This is a genomic window from Bradyrhizobium sp., assembly GCF_022844465.1.
Taxonomy (GTDB): Bacteria; Pseudomonadota; Alphaproteobacteria; order Rhizobiales; family Xanthobacteraceae; genus Bradyrhizobium.
On sequence record NZ_JALHLP010000019.1, the window covers coordinates 1 to 23906 of the forward strand.

Genomic DNA, 23906 nt, shown 5'->3' on the forward strand with positions numbered 1-23906 from the left:
CAGATCAGGACATCATCAGGAAGGTGACCGCGGAACACCGCTTACCACCAAGGTCGAGTCCGGTTCGCATCAATGAACGGACATGCGTGGGCAACGTCGGCTAGTCCGAAAAGTGCCAATTGCAAACATACGGCCAGGCTGAAGGCCTCGTCTGCTGACCTTCCGAGAGCAGACATCCTGAGTCTTGGATTCGCAAACTAGATGTTATGGAAGAAATGGGCCAATGGCCGACTAGACTCTTTGTATGCGCCAAATAACCAAGATTGATGTCTCAATCATCCGAACAGCTTTCCGGCCTTTTACCGGAACCGATTGACCTACCGGCGTCCACAGCAGAGAGGGGATCCATGACCGTTTTCGCCACCGGCCCGTCGCAACATCGTTTATACTCGCTTGGAACAAGAAGGGTCGCTCGCCCTGTTGCCTCAAGCAGCTGACCAACCAGCCAACGGAACCCGAGATGTCCACCTGTCACCGCTCGATCGTGTCAAAATCTTACCGGGCTGTGATTATTTCGCTTTTCTTGGTCTTGCAGGTCGCCTCTTCCTCATGCCTTGCACAGGCGCCGCTTCCGCAAGGATTTGAAGCCGTCGGGGAAGGGACGCCGGCTCCAAGGACAAAGTTCTTCGACGAGAATAACCTTCCAATGAGTATCGAAGCTTTCAAAGGCAAGATTGTTGTCTTGAACCTGTGGGCGACTTGGTGCGCTCCATGCATTAAAGAAATGCCTTCCCTAGAACGGCTTGCAGCGCAGATGTCGACGGGCCAGTTTGCGTTCGTCGCCGTCAGCCAAGACAAGGGCGGGATAGCAATTGCCAAGCCATTTTTGGATCGGCTCGGAATTCGCGGACTTGCAATCTATACCGATCCGGTTGGTCGGCTGCCCCGAGAATACGGCGGCCGGGGTATGCCCACGACCTTCATTATCGGAAAAAGCGGCAATCTCATTTCCAGATTGGAAGGGTCCGCAGATTGGGATGCGAAAGAAATAGCATCGTATTTGCAGTCACTAGCCGACTGAGCACCTAGTTGACGACTTTTTCAGCTTGCAAAGAACGTCAAACAGCGTAACAAATGTATACAATCTAAACGGGAGATTCTTATGGCAATTTTACGAACGCTGATGATGGTTCTGGCGATGGTCTCGACCTATTCCCTTGGATCGGCTTCAGCTGATGAGCTTTGCAATAAATCCTCGGCGGCGGTAACGGCCGAAATTGAAGGACTTGGCGCGCCTGATGCAAGGTTTGTTATTGCATCTGTAGAAGCGATCGACTCCGGACTTGTGGAAAGGGTCTCCAAGAGCACCGTGGTTGGCGATCAAGGAAGGCAACAGCTCGCGCAGACAGCGCGGAGCACAGGCTGCTCGACTGGGTGTTCCACGGGGTGCTCTAGTGGATGCTCCAACGGATGCTCCAATGGCTGTTCCGTTGGATGTCGCTGACGGCGCCACCTAGGCGGCCTGATTGGTTTCAGACGGCCCGATCCCAGGATCGGGTCGTTTTGCTGTGGGCCCTAGCCACCTTGGTTCTAGGCGGACTTGCGTTAACGGAGAGAAACACTTTTGCGGCCGTAGCAGCGGGATTTCTCTTACCGCTTCTTCCCGAGCGGGTATCGATCAAAAGACGAATGTTCTTGCTGATTGCATCGGCTTGCGTTTTCTTCTTTGGAACTACAGTTCTCTTAATTGCGATTCCAGTTGCCCTTTACATATCTTCAGTCCGCGGCGCTGCGCCAATAGCGATTCTAGGCTTAGCTTCCGAGAAGCTTTTGATCCATCACTTTCAATCCACTCCCGATGCGGTGGGACAGTCGATCCACCTAGGATCGCTGATCTACCTCACGGCTCCCATTTTATTTGCCGCGATCATCCTGAACCGAGAATTAGGCTGGCGTTCAATCGCTATCCTGCTGAGTTCAGCCGTAGTGGCGGTTCTGGCTTTAGACCTGGCGGGCGCGCGCTGGATCAATTTTAGCATTTTCACCTCACCAACATTTCGAACGCTATTTATGCTTCTTCCATTAAGCGTCGTGGTTCTAACTCTTAGAAATCACTATGCAACAATGCCGACCCATCGCCGCTCGATATGGCTCACGATTGGATTTGCAGTCGGTGCAGGCGGTGCATCCCTGTTGCCTACAACGCCAGTAAGCTCAATCGCGTTCGACGAATCTCATGGGCACTGGGAGACAGTTAAGGGATCCTTCGGTCCGAACGATTTCGGTCGAGGCGCAAACTATACTTACACCGCCCTATACGCCTACGCAGCTAAGCTAGTTGGAAGCGCCTACCCATTCGAGAGCGAAAGCGACAACCTGCCCGGCGCCAACGGAATTTTTGTATTAAAGATGCCTTCTAAGCCATTGTCCGATCATTTCTCCAACCGCTTGGAAGCTTGGGTAAGAAGCGGCGGGCGCCTGCTGGTCGTGGCAGACCATACCGATCTGTATGATAGCAGCCAGAACTTAAACGCGTTCTTGTATCCAAGGTTCGGCATTCGAATCGGAACGAATGCGGTATTTGATGCTCGTGGAATGCCGACAATCCCCACCACCGATAAGACTACCTCGGCAATCGGCTACGTTAACGCGAACGGCCAGCCGTGGGCGTGGCAAACGGGGGCAAGCCTAAACGCACTCCCGATTGCGGCGGTGGAACTCGCCAGTTTCGGCATGTCGTTTTCCGAGCCCGGCGACTATTCCAGGCCAAACCGGTTCGGCCCCTTTCTTCCGCGCACTTCCTTACGATTCGGAACCCACACCTCGGTGATGGGCTTAGGAGTCGGGACAGGGTCCATTTTCGTTGTTCTAGACAGCACCCCTTGGTCGAACTTTTCGATTTTTCTGCGCGACTATAAGGTTCTGTTTAGCTCTATTCTCGACGCGATGACAAAGCCCGCAGCTCTGAAGACTTGGGGTTGGAGCGCTCCGGTTCTAGGAGTGATGTTCATCGCAAGCGCCCTGTTTCGGCATTCGATACTTCTAACCATCAGCGGGATTGCGCTCGGACTATCGATCGGTTGCGCGGCAAGAATCGGTGCGGCCTCATTTGTTCCTCAGATAGATGGTCGCGATTTCCAGTTGCGTGTTGTAACTGGGGCGAGCGCTAAGCTTGAGTTTCTCAAGCAGTTGGTTGCGCCGGGCGAACGGAACTTTGTAAGAATCTTATCTGCGATGGGGAAATATGGTTTGGAGCCGTCCTCCTCGGCGTCCGGATCAGAAGTCCCAATTTTGAATGCCGCCAAGAATTGGCTTCTTATCCAACCGGACCCAGACCAATTGCCCAAAGCCGAAGACGTCCTTTTGCACTTGAGCAGAGGTGCCAACATATCCGTCTTGTTCAGCCCCGAGCAAGCAGGTAACACCGCCGTCCGCGCTTGGCTTACCGAGTTGGGGCTGGTTGCACAACGATCCATTGCATTGTCCCTCGCAGAAGACGCGAGAACAGGCGGCCTTTTGAACCGGAGGGGTCCGGCCTTACTGCGAGACGTGAGAACACTAACATTAGCTAGCCAGACGGCGAAGCTGAAGGATCGCGATGGCGATCAATTGATTCAGTCTTACACCGCCCGTCCCACAACACTACCGCGCACAAGTGGCCTACTGAATATCGGCTTCTCATCTGACCAGTTTTCGGACGACGCTATTGGTGAAATCTGGGAAGGGATCTACCCTTCGGCGATTGGCAAATTGCGGGAACAGCAGTTAGCTGCGGCCTTACTGGGATTCGAAATCCCGCTTCCAATGCCGATCGATCTGAAGCGGCCTCCGCGTGAAGCAGCTGTCGGCGGCCTCGGACAGTATTTACTCTTGGTAGACGGAAAATCGACGCTTGCGGGCATCTTCCGACATACGGACTTGAAACTCACGGAGAACACCGACACAGCCCCGATCGACAACCCGATAAACTATCTGGAGGATTTGCGTGCACGATCAGCATCCTTCATTGCGTCATCATGTCCACACTCAGCCAAGATCACGCAATGTACCAAAAGATTTCTTAGCCCCGACATGTTGGAATGGATGGTGTCATGGGCCTCTTCAGATGATGGCAAACCCATCGCTATAGAGCTTTTGCACGAGAGACGGTTTTCAGGCGTTGGAAGCACCTTGAATGTTATCTTCACCAATTAGGCTGCATCTATTGGCGTCTATCGCCGCGGCGACAGGCGTCGGAAGTATCGCCTTCCCATTGGTAGCGCCTTGGCATCTCATCATCCTATTTGCTGCAGCACTGGCCAATATGTTTACTGCGCGTTCGTTGATTTTGGGTGGGTTCGCTTCGTCAGCCTTTGTCGCAAGTGTTCTGGCCGGATTGTTGCCGTCGCCTCTTGCTGCAGGTGTCCTTGCCGCCACAGCGATCGCTGGGTCGTCACCGATCTTGGGAGTAGCCTTTCTACTGTTCCAAACCTCAATCTTTTCCACTGCGATACAGATTGCAGCACAGCCCCTATACTTGTATGGGATGGAGGCTGCTGCACCCGCTCTTCTGGCCATCCTGATAGTCGGCCTTTGTCGATGGGAAAATTGGGTCCTATCGATCGGAGCCGTTACTGCTACAATCTTATTAACCGCCTTTGCGCGGAGTGCAGCCGCATCGCCTGCACTTCAAATGTCCTGCGCGTCCCTGCCCGCTATTGCATTAGCTGCTGCGATCGCAGTTCGCTCGCGAGAGACCAAGAACCTAACCGTCTCAGCAAGCCTTTCCGCGCTGCTATTGGCCGCATCATGGATTGCAACCCCACCACGCTCAATGAACGAACCTTACCTGCTCCTACCAAAAGCGGGAGCCTCTCCGGAGGGAAAGTACTTCAAGAACTACGAGTATGCGCTAGGCTTTTCAGGCATCTCGTCTAAAGAGGTATCAGACCCTGCTTCAATCCCTAACGATGCGTTTGTAATGATGCCGTGGTTAACTGCATCGTTCGATACTGATGATGACGCAATTCTCATGAAACGAATTGGGGACCTAGCTCGCAATAGGGGCTGGACTGTTATTTTAGCTGCTGAGCACAATGATTTAGGTGGAAGCACGAAGCGCATCGCTGCACTTACAAGACGCACTACGGTGCGAAATGATCTTACCGTTCCACCGGGGAATACTGATGACTCCGGTCCGCTACATGTGCTTGACGTCCGCGCCTGGCCCCATGAAGCGATACTAAATCGAGGCTCAAGCGTCCAGATATCTTCCCTTTGGGATAAGGTTCTTTTGTCGGGAGACGGCTGGTGGGCCGAACGAGACATCGGCGAATGGCTATGGGTTGGTGATTATGTTTGGCAAGAAGGTGACCGCGCCGGACGCTTGGCGCTTTCGCTTGCTTTCGACGACGGCGCATCTCGATGGGTGATAATTGGCGACAATAGCCCACTGATCAACAGTCAGATCTACGCTGACCCACGCCCTATGATCCAGATACTGAGGAATGCAACGTTGTGGCCTGCATTCTTGAGAGATCTAGCGTTACTCGGAATGATCATCATTCTAGTTCTTCGATCGGCCGGTAAAGGAGGGCCACTCCAACAATCTGGTTTGTCACTCGTCACCTTGCTGCTACCTCTCGCTTCCTTCGTATCCGCCGAAACGCAGAAGCCGGCCAAGTGGCGAGATGCCTACATAAGGCAGTCCGGGTTTGATCAACGGAATTTCAATGAGGTGTTCGCTGAATATCCCACGCTATTGGATGGACGCCGAGTAATCCGAGTTGCAGCACCTATTGCCAACTCGATCGAACTGCCTGTCGGCCCCGTGCTTGTCTTTGCAGAAATCGATGGAACTGCTCGCATAGGCAACATAGTCATTAGAGATTGCCGGCGGCTGGGATCACTGCAGTCATCGCAGGGACCTCATCTAATGGACGCACAGGCCTGTCGAGTCGAGGGGGACGCCAGAATTTTGATAGGCACCCAACAGCAGGCCGCAGCAATTGAGTTTAGCAATGGTCCATATCGCGCAACGTTAGTCCTTGATACCGCGTTCCTCGCACAGAATAGTCCTGAGGAGAATGTCAAATGGCTCATCAGAGAGATGAATCCTCAAATGGAGACACCGAGCCAAAAATAATTCGACTTCTGGCCAACGACATTGCTTGGCGTGAGCCATGGCCCTCCGAGAACGAATTCTTCAAGATGCGGCCGGAAGTTGCGGGCTTGGCAGCAGAGGACGATTGTGTCGTCCTGAATCCATATTCGAATCTATCCGCGAACGAGAAGGAGGCGGTTCTGCTAAACGAATCGGCGCGGGTATTTATGCGACGAAGCGGCTTCTGCCCGGTATTCACGCTAACCGCGGAACAAGCATCTTTCTTCGCCAACTACGGTCCGGTTGAAGCAGTAAGAGCTACCGTCGCCGCGCGAATTTTTTCAGGCGATCCAAGCGCCCTCGAAGCAACAGACGAGCAGTTCGCGTTCGTTCAGGAGTTGAGAAAAAGAATGGGGTCATGAGACTCGCTTTAACCGCTATGGGAACCTCTTAATAGAAGCAAGTGCCAGTCAGCCTTCCGGCTCAGCTGCATCAAAGAGCGGAAGCTGATCTTGGGGAGGCGTAGAAATCCTGCTCCGACTAGCTGGGGTAAACCCGAACTCCGATGCGATCCGCATCATGATCTCAGCCTGGCGGTTGGCGATTGCAATATACGGTGACTGCATGGGGAAGCCGGATGGTGATTTCACCATGGTGCCGAACTTTTGGATGGCCTCGGTCGCCTCGGCCCATAGCGCATACGCGCCACAATAGCTGGCAAGAGCAGCACGGTCCAAATTCGTGATCAGATTGAGCTTTGACAACTCTCCGACCAATCGATTCCATTCGCGTTGCGCGCTGGGGCCAAGCTCTGGCGGACAATCAGGCGGGACCGGCTCCGGCCGCGGTTCACTCTTGTTGAGGGCGCGCTTGCCGGGGTTGCCTGTCAAATACTTGATCCTTGTGGGTTTTGGACGCCGGCCGCGCATCACGTTGCCGTCGTTTCGCTGCTGAAAGCCGCCGGCGTCGTGGCGGATGGGCCAATCTGCGCCTGAAGCGCTTCGAACTTCTGGCCATCGCGGAAGCGGTATGCCTGCTCGCCGGTAAAGGCCTGCCACCGACGGATCGCAACATCGACAAAGAGCGGGTCGATTTCGATGCCGTAGCAGACCCTCCCTGTCGACTGCGCGGCAATCAAGGTGGTGCCGCTACCGAGAAACGGTTCGTAAACGGCCTGTCCGGGATCGCTATTGTTAAGCATCGGTCGCCGCATGCACTCGACCGGCTTTTGGGTCGAATGCTTGGTTTCCACGTCCTGGCCACCGGTCGGAATGGTCCAAAGCGTGGTCTGCTTGCGATCGCCAGTCCAGTTGCCTTTCTTGCGAACAGCATACCAGCACGGCTCATGCTGCCAGTGATAGTCACCCTGGCTCATCACCAGGCGCTCCTTGGCCCAGATGATCTGCGCCCGAATCGAAAAGCCGCTCTTGAACAGACTTTCGGCAACGATCGTCGAGCGCAGCGCCCCATGCCACACGTAGGCGATTTGCCCGGGAAACAACGCCCAGGCTGGGCTCCAGTCCGCCTGCTCGTCGTTTTGGATCTTGCCACGCCGCCCTGATTTGCTGACGCCGCGGCGATGCCGCCACTCCGGATCATACTCAACCCCGTAGGGAGGGTCCGTGACCATCAGCTGGGGCGCCGCGCCGGCCAGCAGCATTGCCACGAGACCGGCGTCGGTGCTGTCGCCACAGGCTATCCGATGCGGCCCCAGGCACCAGATATCGCCTGTGCATGCTATTGCCGTCTCCGCAACCGCCGGCACCTCGTCTTCATCCGTCAAACCGGCACCGGCGCCGTTCAAGGCGGTCGCCAGCTCCTTTTCATTGAAGCCGAGCGCCGAAAGGTCTGCCCCCAGCAGCGAAAGCTCCGTCAGTTCGAGCTTGAGCATTTCCATGTCCCAGCCGGCATTCAGCGCAATCCGATTGTCGGCCAGCACCAATTGACGACGTTGTGAGGCAGATAGCCCGGCAAGAACGACGACCGGGACCTCGGCTAAGCCTAACAGCCGGGCCGCCGCGAGCCGACCATGGCCGGCAATCAAATCACCGTCCGCGCCCACCAGGATGGGGTTGGCGAACCCAAATGCGCGAATGCTTCCCGCGATCTCGGCGACCTGAGCCGCGCTGTGTGTCCGCGCATTCCGCGCGAAGGGGATGAGCTTTTCGACCGGCCGATATTCGATCCGCAGGCGCGCCGTGTCTGTTTCAAGTTCGGTCATTTCGATTCCTTCAGCCATCGGCTACCTACCCCCCCCCCCCCCCCCGAATTTCGCGACAATTTTTCAGGGCCGGCCTTACTGTTTTCGTTGGAGTTTTCGGGATCATCTTCGAACGGACCGATACACACGCGATCTCAAAAAAAGTTTTCGGAATTCTGCGTAAAGATGCGCGTCCCTGGCCCACCGGTCCGGTTCGCTAACCCTCCAGAGTTTTGGACCGCCCCCCGTCCCCAGATGCCAGGTAAATAAATGCTCGGTTTTTTGGGATGTTGGCGTGAGCCCCTTTGAATTGACTCGCGAATTCGCAACGAGCGCCGCCGACAAGATCCGAAAATCCGATCTCGCGAGAAAAAAATCCCTGAGTGAGAGAGCCGCCGGTCCTCGTAGCGAAGCATCCCCGACTTTCGGTACCCCCCACCCCATTGTTTAGGCTCCATGTTTAGGCTGGTGTTTAGTTGAGTTTAGGCTCTCAAAACCCGATGACGCTGGCGAACCCTCGCGGTCCGAATTACCCTCGGCGCCAACTTCGCCAGAAGGAACCGCGCTTCCGTTGGCCGCTTGCTTCTCCGCGCCAACTGGAGAACGGCGGTCAAGCTCTCGCAACAAGAAATGGATTCCGCTTCCGGGCTTTCGAAGCTCTGCATCCGTTGTCGCGTTGCTTAACTGGATATCGATGGCGTCAACCAGGCTTCCAAAGACGGCCGGGGCTGCGACGATTTGTTTGGTGAGCAACACATTCCAGCGCCGTTCAGCGGCGTCTCGGGCAGCATCTCGAGAGTTCGCGGTTTTCACGTGAAACCGCTTGTTTGCTGTTAAATACGATTCTTCCCTATTTCTTTCCTTGGAGAGCCCTACAGTGGGAGCTACAGACTCAGCTGTGCAAGATTCTCTAGCTGGTTGCTGCATAGGCAAGGTTTCTTTTGTAGAATTCCTAGGACAGGTTTGGGTGACACCCATGTCACCAGCAACGCGACAGCTACGTCGCTGCGACAGTGACAAATCTGGCGCCCCCGATTTTTTGGCTGGCGAGCGCCGGGCCCTCCATCGCGCCTCCATCGCCTGGAAGCGATTCCAATCAGGTTCGTATTGGTTTCGATGGAAGTTCCCGCCGTGGCGACGTCTGCAAATGTAACCCTTCTTCTCAAGCGCACTGACCGCTCGAATAACTGTGCGTCGGCTAACGCCAATCAGCCGAGCAATGCTTTCAAGGCTGGGATCGCACTGCCCCGTGTCCCGGTTGAAGTGATCGACAATCGCCGCCGCCACGCGCATTTCCGAGGCTGACAAGTCTTCGCACAGACTGATAGCCTTGTGGGCGATGAGAGTATCTAAAGGGGTCGTCCCCATACTGTCTCTCCCTCCGATGAGAGGATGCGTAGCTGGACGAAGACAGCGGCGCTGCGTCAAAGAATGCAAACGGAAGTTTTCATTCGCGTTCTGCATGGGAGACAAAGGTAATCCACAGGTGAATCGGAGCTGTCCAACAAGCGCCATTTCGCCTCCTAGCAGGATCGCGACCTCACGAATCAGTCATCAAGGCGCTGAACCGCAGGCTCGCACGATCATGGTGGAGCGGCCTGGACGATGCTTGTGGCCGCACAGCTTCACTGGATTGTCGGTGGTACAAGAACGCAGATTATGCATTCAAGGCGCCACACGTGTTCAGCTTGATCCAGGCTTTGATGTCGCCACGGCGATACCGGATCGTTCGCCCTACTCGGACAAACGGAGGACCAACCGCCTTCAGTCGCCACGCTTGCAGGGTGCGGACGGAGATTCGAAGCGAGTCCGCAGCCTCGTCCTCAGTCAGGAGCGCGTCCTCGCCTAGATCCTGGGTTCTCGCAATCATTGCTGTTGGCCTCCATGTGGTGCGATGGGGCCGAAGGTGAGCGAGCAAAAATCGAAGTAATAGTCTTCTCAATTAAAATAGTTATTGTGATTTCTATTTCTTGGTGGTGCCTCGGGGACGACCCGCCTTGGCCCAGGCAATCGCGTCGGTTTCCTCAACCGCTTCTTCCCAGGATTTTGTGAAGTGCTTGTCCGTCAGTTCGGGCCACTTGTCTCGAGAATCTTGCCGGTAAGCCGGCTTTGGTTTTGGCTTGACCTCCGGGCTTTCCAACATCAGACCCATCAACCATGCGCGACAAGCTGCACGGGCGTCCCGCAAACTCCCACTACGGGACTTGGCGGACGGATTGCCTTGGTCATGCGACTCGGTCGCGGACATGATCGAGCCGGGCTTCTTCAAGAGAACTGCACGATAGCGAAGGGTGAGCGCGTCGTGTCGATCTTGGCTGTTCGGATTTTCAACCAACAGGTAACCTCTGTCTGCATCGACGTAATAAGCATTATCCGACCAAACACTCGCTAATATTTGCCGGTCATCTTTTGACCGTACGGGATCACCCCGAGCCTCGATCTTAGACGTCGACAGCAGCTTCATCAGGCAACCGAAGCGGCGGCGTGCAACCAATTTCGTCCGTCGAACATTCAGGTCGCCGTCCGAGCGCTCCGCCATAAGGATCCCAATCGGACTCTCTCCAAATTCGAACTCATCTTCGGGATCGAACGTTCCGACTGTCACGCGCCACTCATGCCAACCAATCGGATAATACCATCCCTGCTCGACGAACCGACGCATCGTCTCTTCCGCCGCAATCGCCAATGGCGCCCATCGAAGCAATTCCGGGTCATTCAAGACATAAGTCGACATCACATGGGCCAGCGAGAGGCCGCTCAGCAAATCAGGTGCGTTCGGAGCACAAACCGTTGGGAAGAGGATGAGGTCGCAATTCTCGGCCGCACGACTTGTGCACTTCTTGAAGTATTCGGCGATGATCTCAATGCAGGCACCTTTGTCGAGCAGTTGTGACAACCCCCCGTCTTTATCCGCGAGATAAGGCACGAGATGTCCGCTGGCGATTGCACTGGTCAAAGCAGTCATGGACGCCTCATTGCTCGCTTTGCCCACAATGCGTTCGACCGCTTCATCCAAAGCCCAGCCGGCGAAGGGCCCGTGCAACGGCGGCCGATCCACCAGCTCCTGTCCGGCGGCCGCGCCTTGTGCCTGTTCGCGAATTTCACCCGGGAGAATTCGCACATTGAAGATGCGAATCTTGGTGCCGCGCTCGATCAAGATGGACTGATCGAGCTTCTTGACCGACAGCTGACACCAACCTGGTCCATAGATCGGTGCAGGCGCACTAGTCGCGCTCCCCCGCGAGCCGGCGCTTGTCCATGAACCGCTCAGCATCTTGGTCCGCAGTTCAGACCAGATTTCATTCCAGAGCGTCCGGACGCGGCGCTCTAACGGCGCTCGCTGGGCGAGGATCCCAGCTTGCCTCTGCCGGAGATCTTCGGCTTCGGAGTTGTTAGAACTGATTCCCGAACTAACTACTCGGAACCTCACCGTGGGGAGTGCAGCCAACTGTTTCTTCGCCGCGATCCATTGATCCCAACGTGCTCCGGCGACCTGCTTAACTGCCTCGATCAGTGTCCAACCGTCAGACGACACGACGCACCCCGAGCGAATCATCCGCCAATTCTCTAGGCCGGCCCCATCATTTGCACGGCAAAGGTGGGGTTTTGCACAGAGGCAAGGATCGCGAATCACCGAATATCTACGACTGAGTTCGCGACAGTGCGCGCTCGGCTGGTTGGAATGGACGCGTGATTTTCCATCGGTCTTGCTGTCCGGCATGGACCCAAAAGCGAACGAACGGATCGCAGAAGTTACCGCCATTCTGGCCGACGGGCTCCAGCGTGTCCTAGCCCGACAGTCCAGCGCAAAAGCCCCTGGAAACGGAGAAAGTTCGCTTCACTTATTGCCCAACCAGAGCGGTGATCCGTCACCCTGCTCTGCCGAGGTTTTCCCATGACGGATACAGTTCTTACCCAATTGGCGGCCCTGAAGGACGCGTCTGCGCCGGCTTTAAAGGCCAAATGGCGCGCTTTGTTTGACTCGGAGCCGCCACCCTATAACCGCCGGTTCCTGGAGAGCCGGCTGGCCTACCGCATCCAGGAACTGGCCTATGGCGGCCTTAAAAGGGAAACCATCGAGCGGTTGCGGGCCTTGGGAAAGCAGTACGACGGCAAGCCCGGGACCAAGCCCAAAGACGCCAATCGCCGCCTGCCGATCGCGGGAACCCGGCTGATCCGGGAATGGCAGGGAATCGAACATTGCGTCACGGTACGCGGCGACGATTTCGAGTACTTGGGGCAGCCTTACAAGTCGCTGTCCGCCATCGCCCGCGAGATCACCGGTGTCCGGTGGAATGGCTGGGTGTTCTTCGGATTGAAGAACCTGCGGGGTGCGGCATGACCCGCAAGACGGGATCAAACGGTGCCGGTAGCCGCGGAGGCGCTGCGTCCAGGGCTGGCCAAGCTTTGTCGAACCAGACGGTAACGCGAAAGCTCCGTTGCGCGGTCTATACCCGCAAGTCGACCGAGGAAGGACTGGAGATGGAATTCAACTCCCTCGACGCCCAGCGCGAAGCCTGCGAGGCCTACGTTACCAGTCAACGGGCCGAGGGGTGGCTGCTGGTCTCCGATCGGTATGACGATGGCGGCTTCTCCGGCGGCACGCTGGAGCGGCCCGCGCTTAAGCGGCTGCTTGCGGACATCGAGGCCGGTCGCGTTGATGTCGTGGTCGTCTACAAAATTGACCGCCTGTCACGGTCGCTGATGGACTTTTCCCGCCTCGTCGAGGTCTTCGACCGCCAGAACGTGACCTTTGTCTCAGTCACCCAGTCCTTCAATACCACCACGTCCATGGGGCGGCTGACCCTAAACGTTCTCTTGTCCTTTGCCCAATTCGAACGCGAGGTGATCGGGGAACGCATTCGCGACAAGTTTGCAGCTTCGCGCCGCAAGGGAATGTGGATGGGCGGATGGGCGCCCCTTGGCTATGAGGTCAGGGATCGGAAGCTGATTGTGAACGAAGAGGATGCAAAACTCGTCCGATCGATCTTCCAACGCTTTTTGAAGTCGGGCTCAGCCACGATATTGGCGCGGCAGCTGATCCAGGAGGGCGTACGCAACAAGTACGGCAAGCTGATCGACAAGGGCATCCTCTACAAACTTCTCAACAATCCCGTTTACATCGGCGAAGCCGTCCACAAAGGCGTCTCCTACCCCGGCGAACATACTGCCCTTATCGGTCGCAAGGTCTGGGACAAGGTGCAGGCTCAATTCCAGATCAATCCGCGCAAGCGCTCGGGTGCCGCGCGATCACAGACGCCGTCCCTATTGAAGGGGCTGATCTTTGGCCCCCGTGGCGTTGCTATGTCGCCTTCACACACCCGCAAGAGTGGTCGGCTCTACCGCTATTACGTCAGCCAGACGACCCTGAAGCAGGGAGCGGCGGACTACCCTGTCGGGCGCGTTCCCGCTGCCGAGATCGAGAGGATCGTCATTGATCAGGTCCGCATGCTCCTGCGATCTCCCGAAATCATCGTCCAAACGTGGCGCAGCGCCCGGAAATCGATCAAAGGCCTGACCGAATCCGATGTGAGGACCGCCCTCCTTGAGTTCGATCAGCTATGGAACGAGCTATTTCCGGCGGAACAAGTGCGAATCGTCCATCTCCTTGTCGAGCGGATCGATGTAGGGGTCGAAGGCGTCGATATCCGGCTACGCGTTGAGGGCGTCACTTCCCTTGTAGGCGAACTGGCTAACGCCACGAACCAGCGGGATGCCGCATGATGGTCAAAACCCTCGCGCCCAAACAGCGTACCATCACGGATGGCCGTACCGTCACCGTGCATGTCCCGATCGCCTTCCGCCAGCGCGCCGGCCGTAAGCAAATCGTTGGGCCGCCTGGTTCTGTGCCCTGGACACCAGCTCCGCGCATTGACACCGCCCTGCTCAAGGCCGTCGTTCGTGCTCATCGATGGCGAGAAATGCTGGAGAACGGCGAGTATCCATCCGCAGCGGATTTGGCAAAAGCCGAGAAGGTCAACGATTCCTATTTGAGCCGCGTCCTGCGGATTACCCTGCTTACGCCAGAAATCATCGAAGCAATCGTCACCGGGCAACAGCCGCCCACGCTACAGGTCGATGACCTCATGAAGCCGCTACCCGCTCAGTGGCAGCAGCAGAAATCAATCCTGCTCGGCTGATAACGGCGGTACGGCTACTGCCTGCGCAAGCGCCACCTGCCGACAAACCCTTTCGCTGATCCCCTGTTATGGAATTCTTGCGCCGAGTAACCGGTTAACTTTAGCCAAGGGTTTTGGCAAACCCTCACAGTCGAATGCCAACCTGTCGGCTTGCGGCCAGCCCTCGGCGGTAGACCCAAGTCGCCGCGAGGAAGGTTTGGCGATGCGGTGATCTATCTTGTTCGCCTAAGTTGGCTTTGAAGAATCGGGCATAGCTGCCATCTGCACGTTATCAGTTCGTTCGTCCAGCAGCCCCGCTTTTGGAAGGCGAAGTTCCTGCTCGGCGAAGATTAGGTCCTGGTGCTCAAGAACGTCTCGATTCAAATCGAAAATTCTGTCCGAGTCGTTCGCCTTTCCGTAGAATCGCTTCGCGATCATGCGCAGGCCGTCCCCCCGTTTGACGGTGTACATGATGAATTCCTGCTTCGACAGCATCTCACGATATTTATCGCCAACGCCCAACGTCATGGGGTCAACGGCACCGAGTAATTTGGCAACGTCCTGCAACGTCTTGGGGCGATACTCCTCTTTTTCAGGGAACCTCGCAGGGTTTTCGTGCCAGCGCCGTTGAGCGCTCAAGCTCACTTCATGCAGCTGCGTGGGGCCGGGAAGGCGACTCCGTCCGCGTTTCGACATTTCATTAAAGGCCAATCCGGGGTCGTCAGAATGAAGCAGCTTCTCGCTGAATTTAGGAGCAAGCTCGAATATGCGAGAGTGCTGGCTAGTGTCGAATTTTAGACCTGCCTGCATCGCGCCGATCCAAACCCAGAGAAGCGCCTGGTCAGAGAGGCCTCTCCATTCCGCTCCGCCCCCGACCGAACTGTGCACGCCAGGAAACCATTTTTGCTGATAAGGCGCATGTACATCGGTGGCATCGACGCCAGCCTTCTGGTTCAGCTCTGCGAGATTCTTCCACAGCGTCGGCTCGAAGTCCTCTCGCAACTCGTCAATCGCAACGGCATGACGCGCGCTCTTCACGAATGCAGATAGATCCGTGTCATGAAATTGAAACTTCCTGTTCAATTTATCGGAAAATATGAAACTCTTGGGCACGCCGAGCGCGCCCACAGTATCCCAAACGCCGAGGTAATGAACGCCGATACGTCGTGTCTCATCAAGCGTATAGCCCTCGCAATTGCCTTGCCTCCACGCATGCTCCTGCTCAGAAACAAAGGTGTCAGAACAAAAATCCCGCCGGAAGCACATCATTTGATCGGCGTGTTCCGTGGTGTCTGCCCGTGAGCGGTAAAGCTCAACTGCCTGTCTCGCTTTGGATGCGTGTCTCCTGTCGAGGATTCCAGAATTGCTCAATAATCCGCAGAAGCTTCGGGCGGTGAACGCTCCCCGCGAGAAACCAAAGACAAATATTTCGTCACCCGGCGTGTAGTTGAAGATCAGGTTTTGGTACGCCTCAGAAAGATTCTGAAGCAAGCCCTCACCCAATACGCCGCCTTTCCAATAGTCGACCGTACCTCCGGTACCCACGCCTTCGTCGTAATAGATAACCTGCGCCGCATCCTGAGGCAGAGGCAGCACACTTTGGGCAGTCAAAAGCACGTTAGTCGGATGCGCTGCATCCAACGTGTTCCAAGTGCCGTCAAAGCAAAACACCAACCGCTTTTTCATGAGCGTCATCCTTCCCGAGCATTTTAGGCGATTCGCCACCCGGCAGCCACTTATCAACACATGTACCTTGCGGGTCGTCGGATCCGCCCCGCACGTTTCTGTTGCAACAAAGTAGAGATGTCTCGATTTCTGCAAAGTTGAAATGTCACTCGGCAGCCTCGCTGGGAGCGTGAGCCGGCGCCGCGGAGACCACCATATCGCAGCGGCGCCGGCTCACGCGGGTGGATTTCGACTTCAATTCGGCGGCTCCAGTGATTTGCAGGGCGCGGTTCTTTAGAATGCCCGGCTTCTGGCTCGATCGTCGTGGTCCATCCGGAATTCGATTGAAGCTGGGCTGGCGGTTTTGCTGTTCCTTGATCCAGGCCAGAATCTCGCCCAAGCGCTTGTTCTCGACGATGGCGGCATGGCTGACACGCTGCAGCTTGTCGAAGGCCGAGTAAGGCAGAGTTCGCCCTTTCCAGCGGACTTCCAGCCGCCCATCCGGAAAGTCATAGACGTCAACCATCTTGCCGCGAAGGCGAACCGCCAGGCCTTGGGATTTAAGCGTCAACTTCATCTGGTTGTAGTTCACCACCAACTGATGCGAGACCTTGCGTTGCTCACGCCAGCACAGAATCTGATCAAGATCCTGCCGCGGATCAAGCAAACGGTGCAGATCTTTGTCGCGGGCAGGTGGTTTGGCAAACCGGCCGTTGTAGTGAGCAATGAAGCCCGGAAGGAAGGCGTTTGCCGCCTCAAGCGTGTTGATGCCCGTGAGTCTCAGTTCCTTCACCAGGCGATCCTGCAGCGTATGATGCGCGCGTTCGACCCGTCCCTTCGCCTGGCTGGTATTGGCGCACAGAATCTCGATGTTGAGGTCCGACAACGCCCGTCCAAACTGGGTCATTCCATTGCCGCTGGCCGCGTTCTCGTTCGAAACCCGAAAAATCGAATGCTTGTCGGAGTAGAAGGCGACAGGTTTGCCGTGACTATGAAGATAGGACTTCAGCGCCTCGAAATAGGCAAATGTGCTCTCGGACGGGACAAAACGAAGCTCCATCAGGCGGCTTGTCGCATCGTCGACGAACACCAGCAACGTGCAGGCAGCTGCACGATCCTCGAACCAGCGATGCTCTGAGCCGTCGATCTGGACCAACTCACCGATATGCTCGCGGCGGTGCCGAGGCTGCTGGATGCGTCTGCGTTCAGCGCGGGACATCCAGATCCCCGCCTGTCGCATCCAGCTGCGCAGTGTCTCCCGCGAAACCTTAAGATCATGACGCTCTGCCAGCTTCTCGGCCGCGAATGTCGGTCCAAAGTCTGCATAACGCTCCCGCACTAAAGCAATCGCATGATCGCGAACCACATCCGGCAAGCGGTTGTTCGAAGCACGACCGCGGCGCTGATTGGCGACCGCTGAAGCGCCGCCATCGCGATACCTTCTCAACAGCCGATACGTTTGCCGCAGCGTTATCGCCATCAGCTCGGCGGCGGCCCGAGCTGTTAATTTGCCGCTGTCCAGCCGCGCCAGCAATTCAAGTCGGTTCAGCTCTCGCTTGCTCATCACCACCATGCCCATCGAAACGACAGCCTCCCAACTCCCAAAACGGAACGGAAACTGACATCTCTACTTTGCTCAGTGCTGACATTTTAGCTTTGCTGCTACAGTTTCATTTCGCCAATCGAATATTATGGAATTTCTTAGCATCCAAACGCCCGATTTGCTGAGGCGCCGAGAAGGATGCTTGGTCGATAGCGCGGCAACTCTTTGTGCCGATATTCATAAAGTTGCACCGCAGGATACATCGTCGGATTAATTTGCTGTCCAATTGCAACAGCGAGCGGCGCGGGCCCAGCGTAAAAGAGATGCCAGCGCCGGGCCCGGGGATGGAGACGCATCCCGGCTTCGAAGGCGCGACGCGTTGCGGAGACCGCGCGCGTCATTTGCTCGGGATGCTGCAGCCAGATCGTAGATGGTGATTCGATCCCGATGTTGATACGGCAGGTCAGCGGCGCACCGGCTTCCATGAGTGTTTCGTCGGTAACGGCAGCACTGAAATGAAACGCGAAGGTTACTGCGTCGGCATCGCGGCTGTCGCCATCCAACCCGGTGACGATGGTATCGTCCGGCGGCAGCGTTCGCCGCGGCCACGCCCAAGATTGTTCGTCGCGATGATGCTGGAAGAGGCGAACATGGGGACGGCTGGTGATATGATAGCCGAACGCGAGACAGGCGCTCACGGGCGCGATCGGAAACACCGCGATGCGCTTATCGAACGCATCGTCCCCGGCTAAGAGGATACGGGCCGCCGTCGCGATTTTCTTGTCCGCGTCGGGCCAATCCGAATTCATGGGGACCGAGAGGATCTGTGGCGCGGCTATGGCGAAGTCGGGGGACAGCGCCGCTTCCATCGTTGCCATATCCAAGGGATGATCGCCACGCAGAACAAGCGCGCTCCAGCCGGTGCGAGAACGTCCGCGTTCGGGCAACGACGCCCGCACCCATGCCTCATGGGCCTGTTTGATATCGAGCAATCGCGCGACTGAATGAAAAAACGGCTGGCCGTCGACGCGCCCATGGCAGTTCTGGCAAAGCAGCATGAGATTGTCGTAGGCGTTCTTATCGGCGTCGCTCATCAACGGCGCGACGCGCGGGCCTTGCGCACCCGCCGCCGCGACATGCGCAATCTCGCCGATCACGACGATCGGATCGTAATCGGTAGCTTCGGCGTAGAGCTCGACGCGGCACTCAGGTATCGCGCATCGCCCGGCGGCACGCCCCCATAAGAGTTTGAGCGTGCGATCCGTATACCTTCGCTTGGTCGGCTTGTTTGCTTTCTTTGCCATCCGCGCCGTCCACACCCTGTTAAGAGGCCGCCATCAAGGGCGATGGCTCGATCTCGGCAATGGCGGCTTTGAGGGCGGCGACGCCGAACGGCTGGTTGGCTTTCCAACATCGGCGCAAGGCGAGCCGCGCGATGCGGTCAGTCAGGTCGGAAAAGGTATATTGCGGCTTTTTCACAGTCAGTTTCACAAGCTCCTGGAGCTGCGTCTCCGTCGTGGACGTGCCGTGCAACAGGCGTTGAAAAACCGCAAATCGGGCTGCTTCGTTCGGGCGCTGAAAGTTGAGGCGAAGCGCGGCACGGCGTAGCACGGCGGGATCAAGCACGTCCGGGCGGTTGGTGATCATAATCAGCGCGATCGGCGCCGGGCTGGCGGAAAGCTGGTTGATCTGCTTGATGAGCACGTTGACGCCTGCACGGTCTTCGTGATGGGCCTGCATCTGGCTGCGGCCGGTGGCGAGGTCGTCGGCTTCATCGATGACGAGGATTGCCCGTCCGACCGCGGCAGCGCGGCTCTTGGCTTGGGTGAAAGCATCGGTGACCCGCGACGACAACTCGCCTACATGGCCGCCGCCGCGAATATCCGAAGGCGTTTCGAGGCACACGATGCGCTGATCAATCGCGCGTGCCACCGGCGTCGCGATACAGGAGGCCAGCGCGGTCTTGCCGCAGCCGACATCGCCCGACAGCAGGATCAGCGGTAGGGTTCCTTTGGTGATGTTGAGGATGCCGAGGCCGCCGCTGTGATGCCGCTTACCCCAGTCGTCGAGGCGCTTGCGGTCGAGGATCAGCGCTAACTCGTCGGCCAGCGATTCCTTAATTGCGTCGATGCCAAACAGCGCCTCGAAGTCGTGCTCACCCTCCTTGGTGGGATGAATCGTCTCCAGAAGTCGCAATTCACTCATGGCCAGACGCCGACCTTCCCGCGCACAACGCCGTATCCATCCTTGGAATAGGCGCGGTCGCGCATCGGATCGCCCGCCACGGCTTGTCCGTTCGTTCCCCAGCCACGCTGGGCGGTATAGACCCGCACAGTAGCAGCATGTGGCGCGTTATCGTCGATGGTGACAAACAAACCGGCGCGCGTGCCGGCCGGGAGCGAGAAATAGTCGATGCCGCCGCCCGTGGCGCACTCATGCACGGTGCCATCGCTACGGACCCGGTAATCGAGCGCGATCGTTGCTCGGCCCGAACAATGCAATTGAACCTGAAAATGCTGCGCGCCGCGGTGCTTGAGGATGAAGGTGAGCTCCTCGGCCCAGCTCTGCGCGGTCGCGAGCGTGATCAGCCCGGCGCCCGCCATGGCGTAGAAATCGGCGCCGACCTCTGGCATCACCGCCGCGAGCCGCGCATCGGTGAAGGTGTCGGTCCGGCTGCGGGTGGCTGTCATCACTCCGTTCATTAGAGCGCTCCATGGGCGAGGATGGGATTGCCGAACTGCTCGGCCAGGATCGCGTCGACGGTGCCGTTATTCCCAGCGTTTTCATGCGCTATCAGCCGGGCAAAGGCATCGCGCGCGGTAGCGAACCAAGAAGCAAATTCCTGCAGCTCGATATTGCGCCAGTCCCCGTGGACGACGTTGTTATTGACGTTGACCGGGTCGATCACACGCCATTGCGGATTCCCGGGTGCGTTCTCGCGGAACGCTTCGACCGTGGGATAGTCGCTGAACGATATCTGCGTGCGCTGCGCCGTCACCGACGCTAGAAAGCTGAACCACTGGAACAGTGTCTCGGTGTAGGTGTACTGGACCTTGAAACGGTCATAGGCATAGGCGCAGAGTAACTCGATCAGCATCGTACGGACCTCGTCGATGGTGCCGGACTCGCCGAGGCGGACGCAACGCCACCACTTCAGCAGCCGGATGCACTCGTTAAATTTGACCCGGCCTTCGAGGGCGTCACTGGCGCGGCTGCGGCGGCGAACAAACTCGGTGTGCTTGGCGACCGAGGTCAGGCGGCGCGTGCCGTCCTTCTTCAGGATGATCTGGTGATCTGCGATTGGCGCCACCAGCATCGGCACGAGATCGTAATTGAGCTTGGTCGCGGTGAACTGCAGCTCGACAGAACTCGCGGTGATACGGCGCGGCGTGGTGGGGTAGCTCGCTTCCGCGTAGCCGTCGAAGCGCTGCAGCAATTCAGCGATGCGCTCGCCTTCCGCCGTGGCCGGTTTCACAACGAAGGGCAGATCGACATCCAGCCCCTCGACTTCGAGATCACCGCGCATATGACGGCGCAGGCCGGTGTGCTTGGCGAACGAACCGCTATCGGGAGTTGCCAGAACGGACAAACCGTCAGCGCCGGCTCGGGCGGAAATCACCCGGCGAATGTCGGCAGCCTGCTTCTGGATGGTTTCCCGGGTCCCTTGCTCCGGCTTGATCCAGTCCACGAAAGCAGCAAGCCGGCGATGGGAGCGGCTGTGCTGGGTGACGGGATCGGCCGGCCGGCGCGCCTGGGTGCGCAGATCTTGGACATTCATAGGCCTGCCCTATCGGTTAGGGCACGCGGCCCGAGGGTGATCATCCCGAGTAGACGCTTCCGCCCGGAGAGAGTCTAGGGTATAATTGACAAATGTATCAGTTTTCGAATTATTTGTTTGCTACACAAACACATCGTTGTTTGCCCCATTGACAGATTCAGCCTGATCGATTCTTCTCGTCCCTATGAGCGACATGGACGTCTATAAGCTGCTGGGATCGCGCGCAGCCAAGCGTCGCGACGAGCTGGGGTTGACGCAAGCTGAAGTCGCCCGTCAGATCGGCCTAAGCCGCGCGTCCTTGGCAAATCTGGAAACCGGACGACAAAAAATTCTACTACATCACGTCTACAAGCTCGCCGCGGCGCTCAAGGTCGATTCCGTTCTCGACCTGATACCGAAGACGTTCGCGTTTGAAACTGCACCGGTCAACTTCGTTCGAAGCGATGTGAACGATCGACAGAAGGCGGTGATCGAGGATTTCGTAAGGCGCGCCGGGAAGAGGAAATCATGACCGACAAACCCCGCGCGCGCGCCGAGGCGCGCAAATTGATCCAGGAATTTGGAATCAAGTCACCGCCAGTCCCAGTCGAGCGTATCGCAAGATCTCTGGGGGTGAAGGTCGAATACGCGCCGTTCGACGACGAACTGTCCGGTATGGCGTTCATCAAGAACGGCATACCAATGATCGGCGTAAATTCGTTGCACCATCCCAATAGACAGCGTTTCACGTTGGCCCACGAACTCGCGCATATCCAACTACACCGCCCCGAGCTTGAAACCGCGGTGCACGTCGACAAGGGCTCGCTTCGAGTGGATCAAACGTCTCTCCGTCGAGATCCGGTTTCCGCGACCGGAACCGATTCCGCTGAAGTAGAAGCCAACGCGTTCGCGGCCGAACTTCTCATGCCTGAGGCCTTCCTGTCGACGGCAGTCGGTGACAGGAAGCTCGACCTTGAGGATGTCGATGTCTTAATGCCGCTGGCGAAGAAGTTTCGCGTCAGTCTAATGGCGCTCCAGCATCGACTAAACAACGACTAAGCCGCGCGAGGGTCCGTTGAGTTTCGTTATCTACGATGTAGAAACCACCGGCCTCAACAAGCGATTTGATCAGATTTTGCACTTCGGCGCCGTGCGGACCGACGAAGATCTAGTACCGACAGCGCGGATCGAGTTGCGATCGCGACTGCTGCCTTACGTTGTACCATCACCAAAGGCACTCCTGCTCACTGGTGTCTCCCTCAAGGAGATTACCGAAAATGGGCGACCATCCCATTATGAAATGGTGTGCGAGATTCAAAAAACATTGTTGGGTTGGTCGCCGACAGTCTTTCTTGGCTACAATTCGATCAGATTCGACGAAGAGTTTCTCCGTCAGGCATTCTACCAGTGCCTCCATCCGACATTTCTGACCAACACGAACCGTAACGCTAGGGCGGACGTGTTGAACCTAATGCGCGCGGTCGCCATGTTACGTCCGGGCGTCCTCGTCGTGCCCCTAGATGGCGAAGGAAGGTCGGTCTTCCGGCTTGCCGACTTAGCCGCTGCGAACGGCTTGGCGATCAAACAGGCCCACAATGCGATGCAAGACGTCGAGCTTACCTTGCAACTCTGTCAGCGCGTGCGCGAGGGTGCACCGGACCTTTGGTCGAGCTTCATACGCTTCGCATCGAAGGCGGTCGTCGTGGATTTCATCGCCATGGAACCCGCATTCGGCTACTTCGACAACTTCGGAGGTAAACGGTGCGTCAGACCGCTCACGCGGATCGCGATCAGTCCATCGGACCAAAATCTGCATTACTGCTTGGACCTTACAAAAGATATCGGGGCCCTGCGCGCACTTTCTGATGACGAACTCGCGGAGATCGCTAGAGGATACGACTCACCTATCAGAAAGCTGAAAGTAAACGGTTCACCGTTTCTTTGCCCTCTGTGGGAACTTGACCACGAGCACCTGACCCCTTCGGACGAAGACGAACTCACGCGTCTCGCGCAAAGTATCCAAGCCGATGAGGACTTCATCGCGCGACTGACTACTGCCGCGGTGTCGAGCGAACGGATCTATGGCCCGTCTGAGCATGTCGAACTGCAGATCTACGGGAAGGGCTGGCCTTCGGACGAGGATCTCAAACTCTGCCGGGACTTTCACTCTTCGCCTTGGAAACACAGGCTCGATATTGCGATGCGCCTATCGGACACTCGCCTGCGTCGGCTTGGGCGCCGCCTCGTCTATTTCGAGCGTCCCGACCTGTTGCGTCGTACCGACCGAGACGACTTCGACGCGGAGGTGTCCAGGCGTGTCCGTGGCGGCGAGGGTGACTTTCCTTGGATGACCGTGCCCCGCGCGCTTGCGGAGCTTGAACAGTTAATGGCGGCGGCGCCGGTCGCCCAGCACGAAACCATCCAGGCGTTGCGGGAAGAGCTTCTGACGCGGTAGGCGGTCCCGGCGAACCTTGACGTCTGCGGGTGCCAATTTGCCTGCTTCATTTTGGCCGGACCTATGGGCTTCGCCAATGACGTTACCGAGTCTGCGAGCGTCGCTTAGAAATCAGTAGCTTTCGCTTATCCGAGAGTAGCAGCCG

General features: G+C 57.2%; 21 protein-coding genes. 10 read left to right on the top strand and 11 right to left on the bottom strand.

Annotated elements, in window-relative coordinates:
- The first annotated feature begins 460 nt into the window (after positions 1-460).
- The 4 genes from Q0D31_RS20775 to Q0D31_RS20790 all read left to right on the top strand — a co-directional run bounded on the left by Q0D31_RS20775 (position 461) and on the right by Q0D31_RS20790 (position 6444).
- Complete coding sequence (locus tag Q0D31_RS20775; protein WP_291855392.1) at positions 461-1021, top strand: TlpA disulfide reductase family protein; 561 nt, start codon at positions 461-463, stop codon at positions 1019-1021.
- A gap of 608 nt (positions 1022-1629) precedes the next feature.
- Positions 1630-4134 (top strand): DUF4350 domain-containing protein, encoded by a 2505-nt coding sequence (locus Q0D31_RS20780; protein ID WP_291855395.1) that lies wholly within the window; start codon positions 1630-1632, stop codon positions 4132-4134.
- Positions 4115-6064, top strand: a complete 1950-nt coding sequence (locus tag Q0D31_RS20785) for a hypothetical protein (protein ID WP_291855398.1) — start codon at positions 4115-4117, stop codon at positions 6062-6064. Before Q0D31_RS20780 ends, Q0D31_RS20785 begins: the two co-directional genes overlap by 20 nt.
- Entirely contained in the window at positions 6013-6444 is a 432-nt protein-coding gene (locus Q0D31_RS20790; RefSeq protein WP_291855402.1) for a hypothetical protein, read from the top strand. Before Q0D31_RS20785 ends, Q0D31_RS20790 begins: the two co-directional genes overlap by 52 nt.
- Before the next feature lie 48 nt (positions 6445-6492).
- Here the strand turns inward: Q0D31_RS20790 and Q0D31_RS20795 are convergent, their stop codons facing one another.
- From Q0D31_RS20795 to Q0D31_RS20815, 5 genes are all read right to left on the bottom strand, one after another.
- A complete protein-coding gene (locus tag Q0D31_RS20795; RefSeq protein WP_366518541.1) occupies positions 6493-6912 on the bottom strand; it encodes a phage terminase small subunit P27 family in 420 nt (139 codons plus the stop codon).
- Between the two features lie 38 nt (positions 6913-6950).
- A complete protein-coding gene (locus Q0D31_RS20800; RefSeq protein WP_291855408.1) occupies positions 6951-8243 on the bottom strand; it encodes a site-specific DNA-methyltransferase in 1293 nt (430 codons plus the stop codon).
- 426 nt (positions 8244-8669) lie between these two features.
- Positions 8670-9590, bottom strand: a complete 921-nt coding sequence (locus tag Q0D31_RS20805) for a helix-turn-helix domain-containing protein (protein ID WP_291855411.1) — start codon at positions 9588-9590, stop codon at positions 8670-8672.
- A 289-nt stretch (positions 9591-9879) separates the two neighbouring features.
- Entirely contained in the window at positions 9880-10092 is a 213-nt protein-coding gene (locus Q0D31_RS20810) for a helix-turn-helix domain-containing protein (RefSeq protein WP_291855414.1), read from the bottom strand.
- A 93-nt stretch (positions 10093-10185) separates the two neighbouring features.
- Entirely contained in the window at positions 10186-11757 is a 1572-nt protein-coding gene (locus Q0D31_RS20815; protein ID WP_291855417.1) for a hypothetical protein, read from the bottom strand.
- Positions 11758-12141: 384 nt separating this feature from the next.
- Between Q0D31_RS20815 and Q0D31_RS20820 the strand changes: the two genes are divergently transcribed.
- The 3 genes from Q0D31_RS20820 to Q0D31_RS20830 are packed head-to-tail and all read left to right on the top strand — an operon-like array spanning position 12142 to position 14362.
- On the top strand, positions 12142-12564 hold the full coding sequence (locus tag Q0D31_RS20820; RefSeq protein WP_291855420.1) for a DUF2924 domain-containing protein: 423 nt from the start codon (positions 12142-12144) through the stop codon (positions 12562-12564).
- Positions 12561-13946: a recombinase family protein gene (locus Q0D31_RS20825; RefSeq protein WP_291855423.1), complete on the top strand. Its 1386-nt coding sequence runs from the start codon at positions 12561-12563 to the stop codon at positions 13944-13946. The genes Q0D31_RS20820 and Q0D31_RS20825 overlap by 4 nt, the downstream gene beginning before the upstream one ends.
- A complete protein-coding gene (locus Q0D31_RS20830; protein WP_291855426.1) occupies positions 13943-14362 on the top strand; it encodes a hypothetical protein in 420 nt (139 codons plus the stop codon). Before Q0D31_RS20825 ends, Q0D31_RS20830 begins: the two co-directional genes overlap by 4 nt.
- Before the next feature lie 225 nt (positions 14363-14587).
- Here Q0D31_RS20830 and Q0D31_RS20835 read toward each other — a convergent pair whose 3' ends face one another.
- From Q0D31_RS20835 to Q0D31_RS20860, 6 genes are all read right to left on the bottom strand, one after another.
- Positions 14588-16027 carry a DUF2235 domain-containing protein gene (locus Q0D31_RS20835; protein ID WP_291855428.1) on the bottom strand — a complete coding sequence of 480 codons (1440 nt, stop codon included), beginning with the start codon at positions 16025-16027 and terminating at the stop codon, positions 14588-14590.
- Positions 16028-16172: 145 nt separating this feature from the next.
- Entirely contained in the window at positions 16173-17585 is a 1413-nt protein-coding gene (locus Q0D31_RS20840; protein WP_366518542.1) for an ISNCY family transposase, read from the bottom strand.
- A gap of 122 nt (positions 17586-17707) precedes the next feature.
- Positions 17708-18853 carry an SAVED domain-containing protein gene (locus Q0D31_RS20845; RefSeq protein ID WP_291855431.1) on the bottom strand — a complete coding sequence of 382 codons (1146 nt, stop codon included), beginning with the start codon at positions 18851-18853 and terminating at the stop codon, positions 17708-17710.
- Between the two features lie 19 nt (positions 18854-18872).
- Positions 18873-19754: an ATP-binding protein gene (locus tag Q0D31_RS20850; RefSeq protein WP_291855434.1), complete on the bottom strand. Its 882-nt coding sequence runs from the start codon at positions 19752-19754 to the stop codon at positions 18873-18875.
- Positions 19751-20251, bottom strand: coding sequence for a hypothetical protein (locus tag Q0D31_RS20855; RefSeq protein WP_291855436.1), 501 nt, complete (start codon positions 20249-20251; stop codon positions 19751-19753). The genes Q0D31_RS20850 and Q0D31_RS20855 overlap by 4 nt, the downstream gene beginning before the upstream one ends.
- Positions 20251-21327, bottom strand: coding sequence for a CBASS oligonucleotide cyclase (locus tag Q0D31_RS20860; protein WP_291855438.1), 1077 nt, complete (start codon positions 21325-21327; stop codon positions 20251-20253). Before Q0D31_RS20860 ends, Q0D31_RS20855 begins: the two co-directional genes overlap by 1 nt.
- A gap of 184 nt (positions 21328-21511) precedes the next feature.
- On the opposite strand from Q0D31_RS20860, the gene Q0D31_RS20865 reads away from it, so the two are divergent.
- From Q0D31_RS20865 to Q0D31_RS20875, 3 genes are read left to right on the top strand one after another with little or no spacing between them, the layout of a single operon-like run.
- Positions 21512-21838 (top strand): helix-turn-helix transcriptional regulator, encoded by a 327-nt coding sequence (locus tag Q0D31_RS20865; RefSeq protein ID WP_291855440.1) that lies wholly within the window; start codon positions 21512-21514, stop codon positions 21836-21838.
- A complete protein-coding gene (locus Q0D31_RS20870) occupies positions 21835-22365 on the top strand; it encodes an ImmA/IrrE family metallo-endopeptidase (RefSeq protein WP_291855442.1) in 531 nt (176 codons plus the stop codon). The genes Q0D31_RS20865 and Q0D31_RS20870 overlap by 4 nt, the downstream gene beginning before the upstream one ends.
- A 16-nt stretch (positions 22366-22381) precedes the next feature.
- Entirely contained in the window at positions 22382-23761 is a 1380-nt protein-coding gene (locus Q0D31_RS20875; RefSeq protein WP_291855445.1) for an exonuclease domain-containing protein, read from the top strand.
- The last annotated feature ends 145 nt before the right edge of the window (positions 23762-23906 follow it).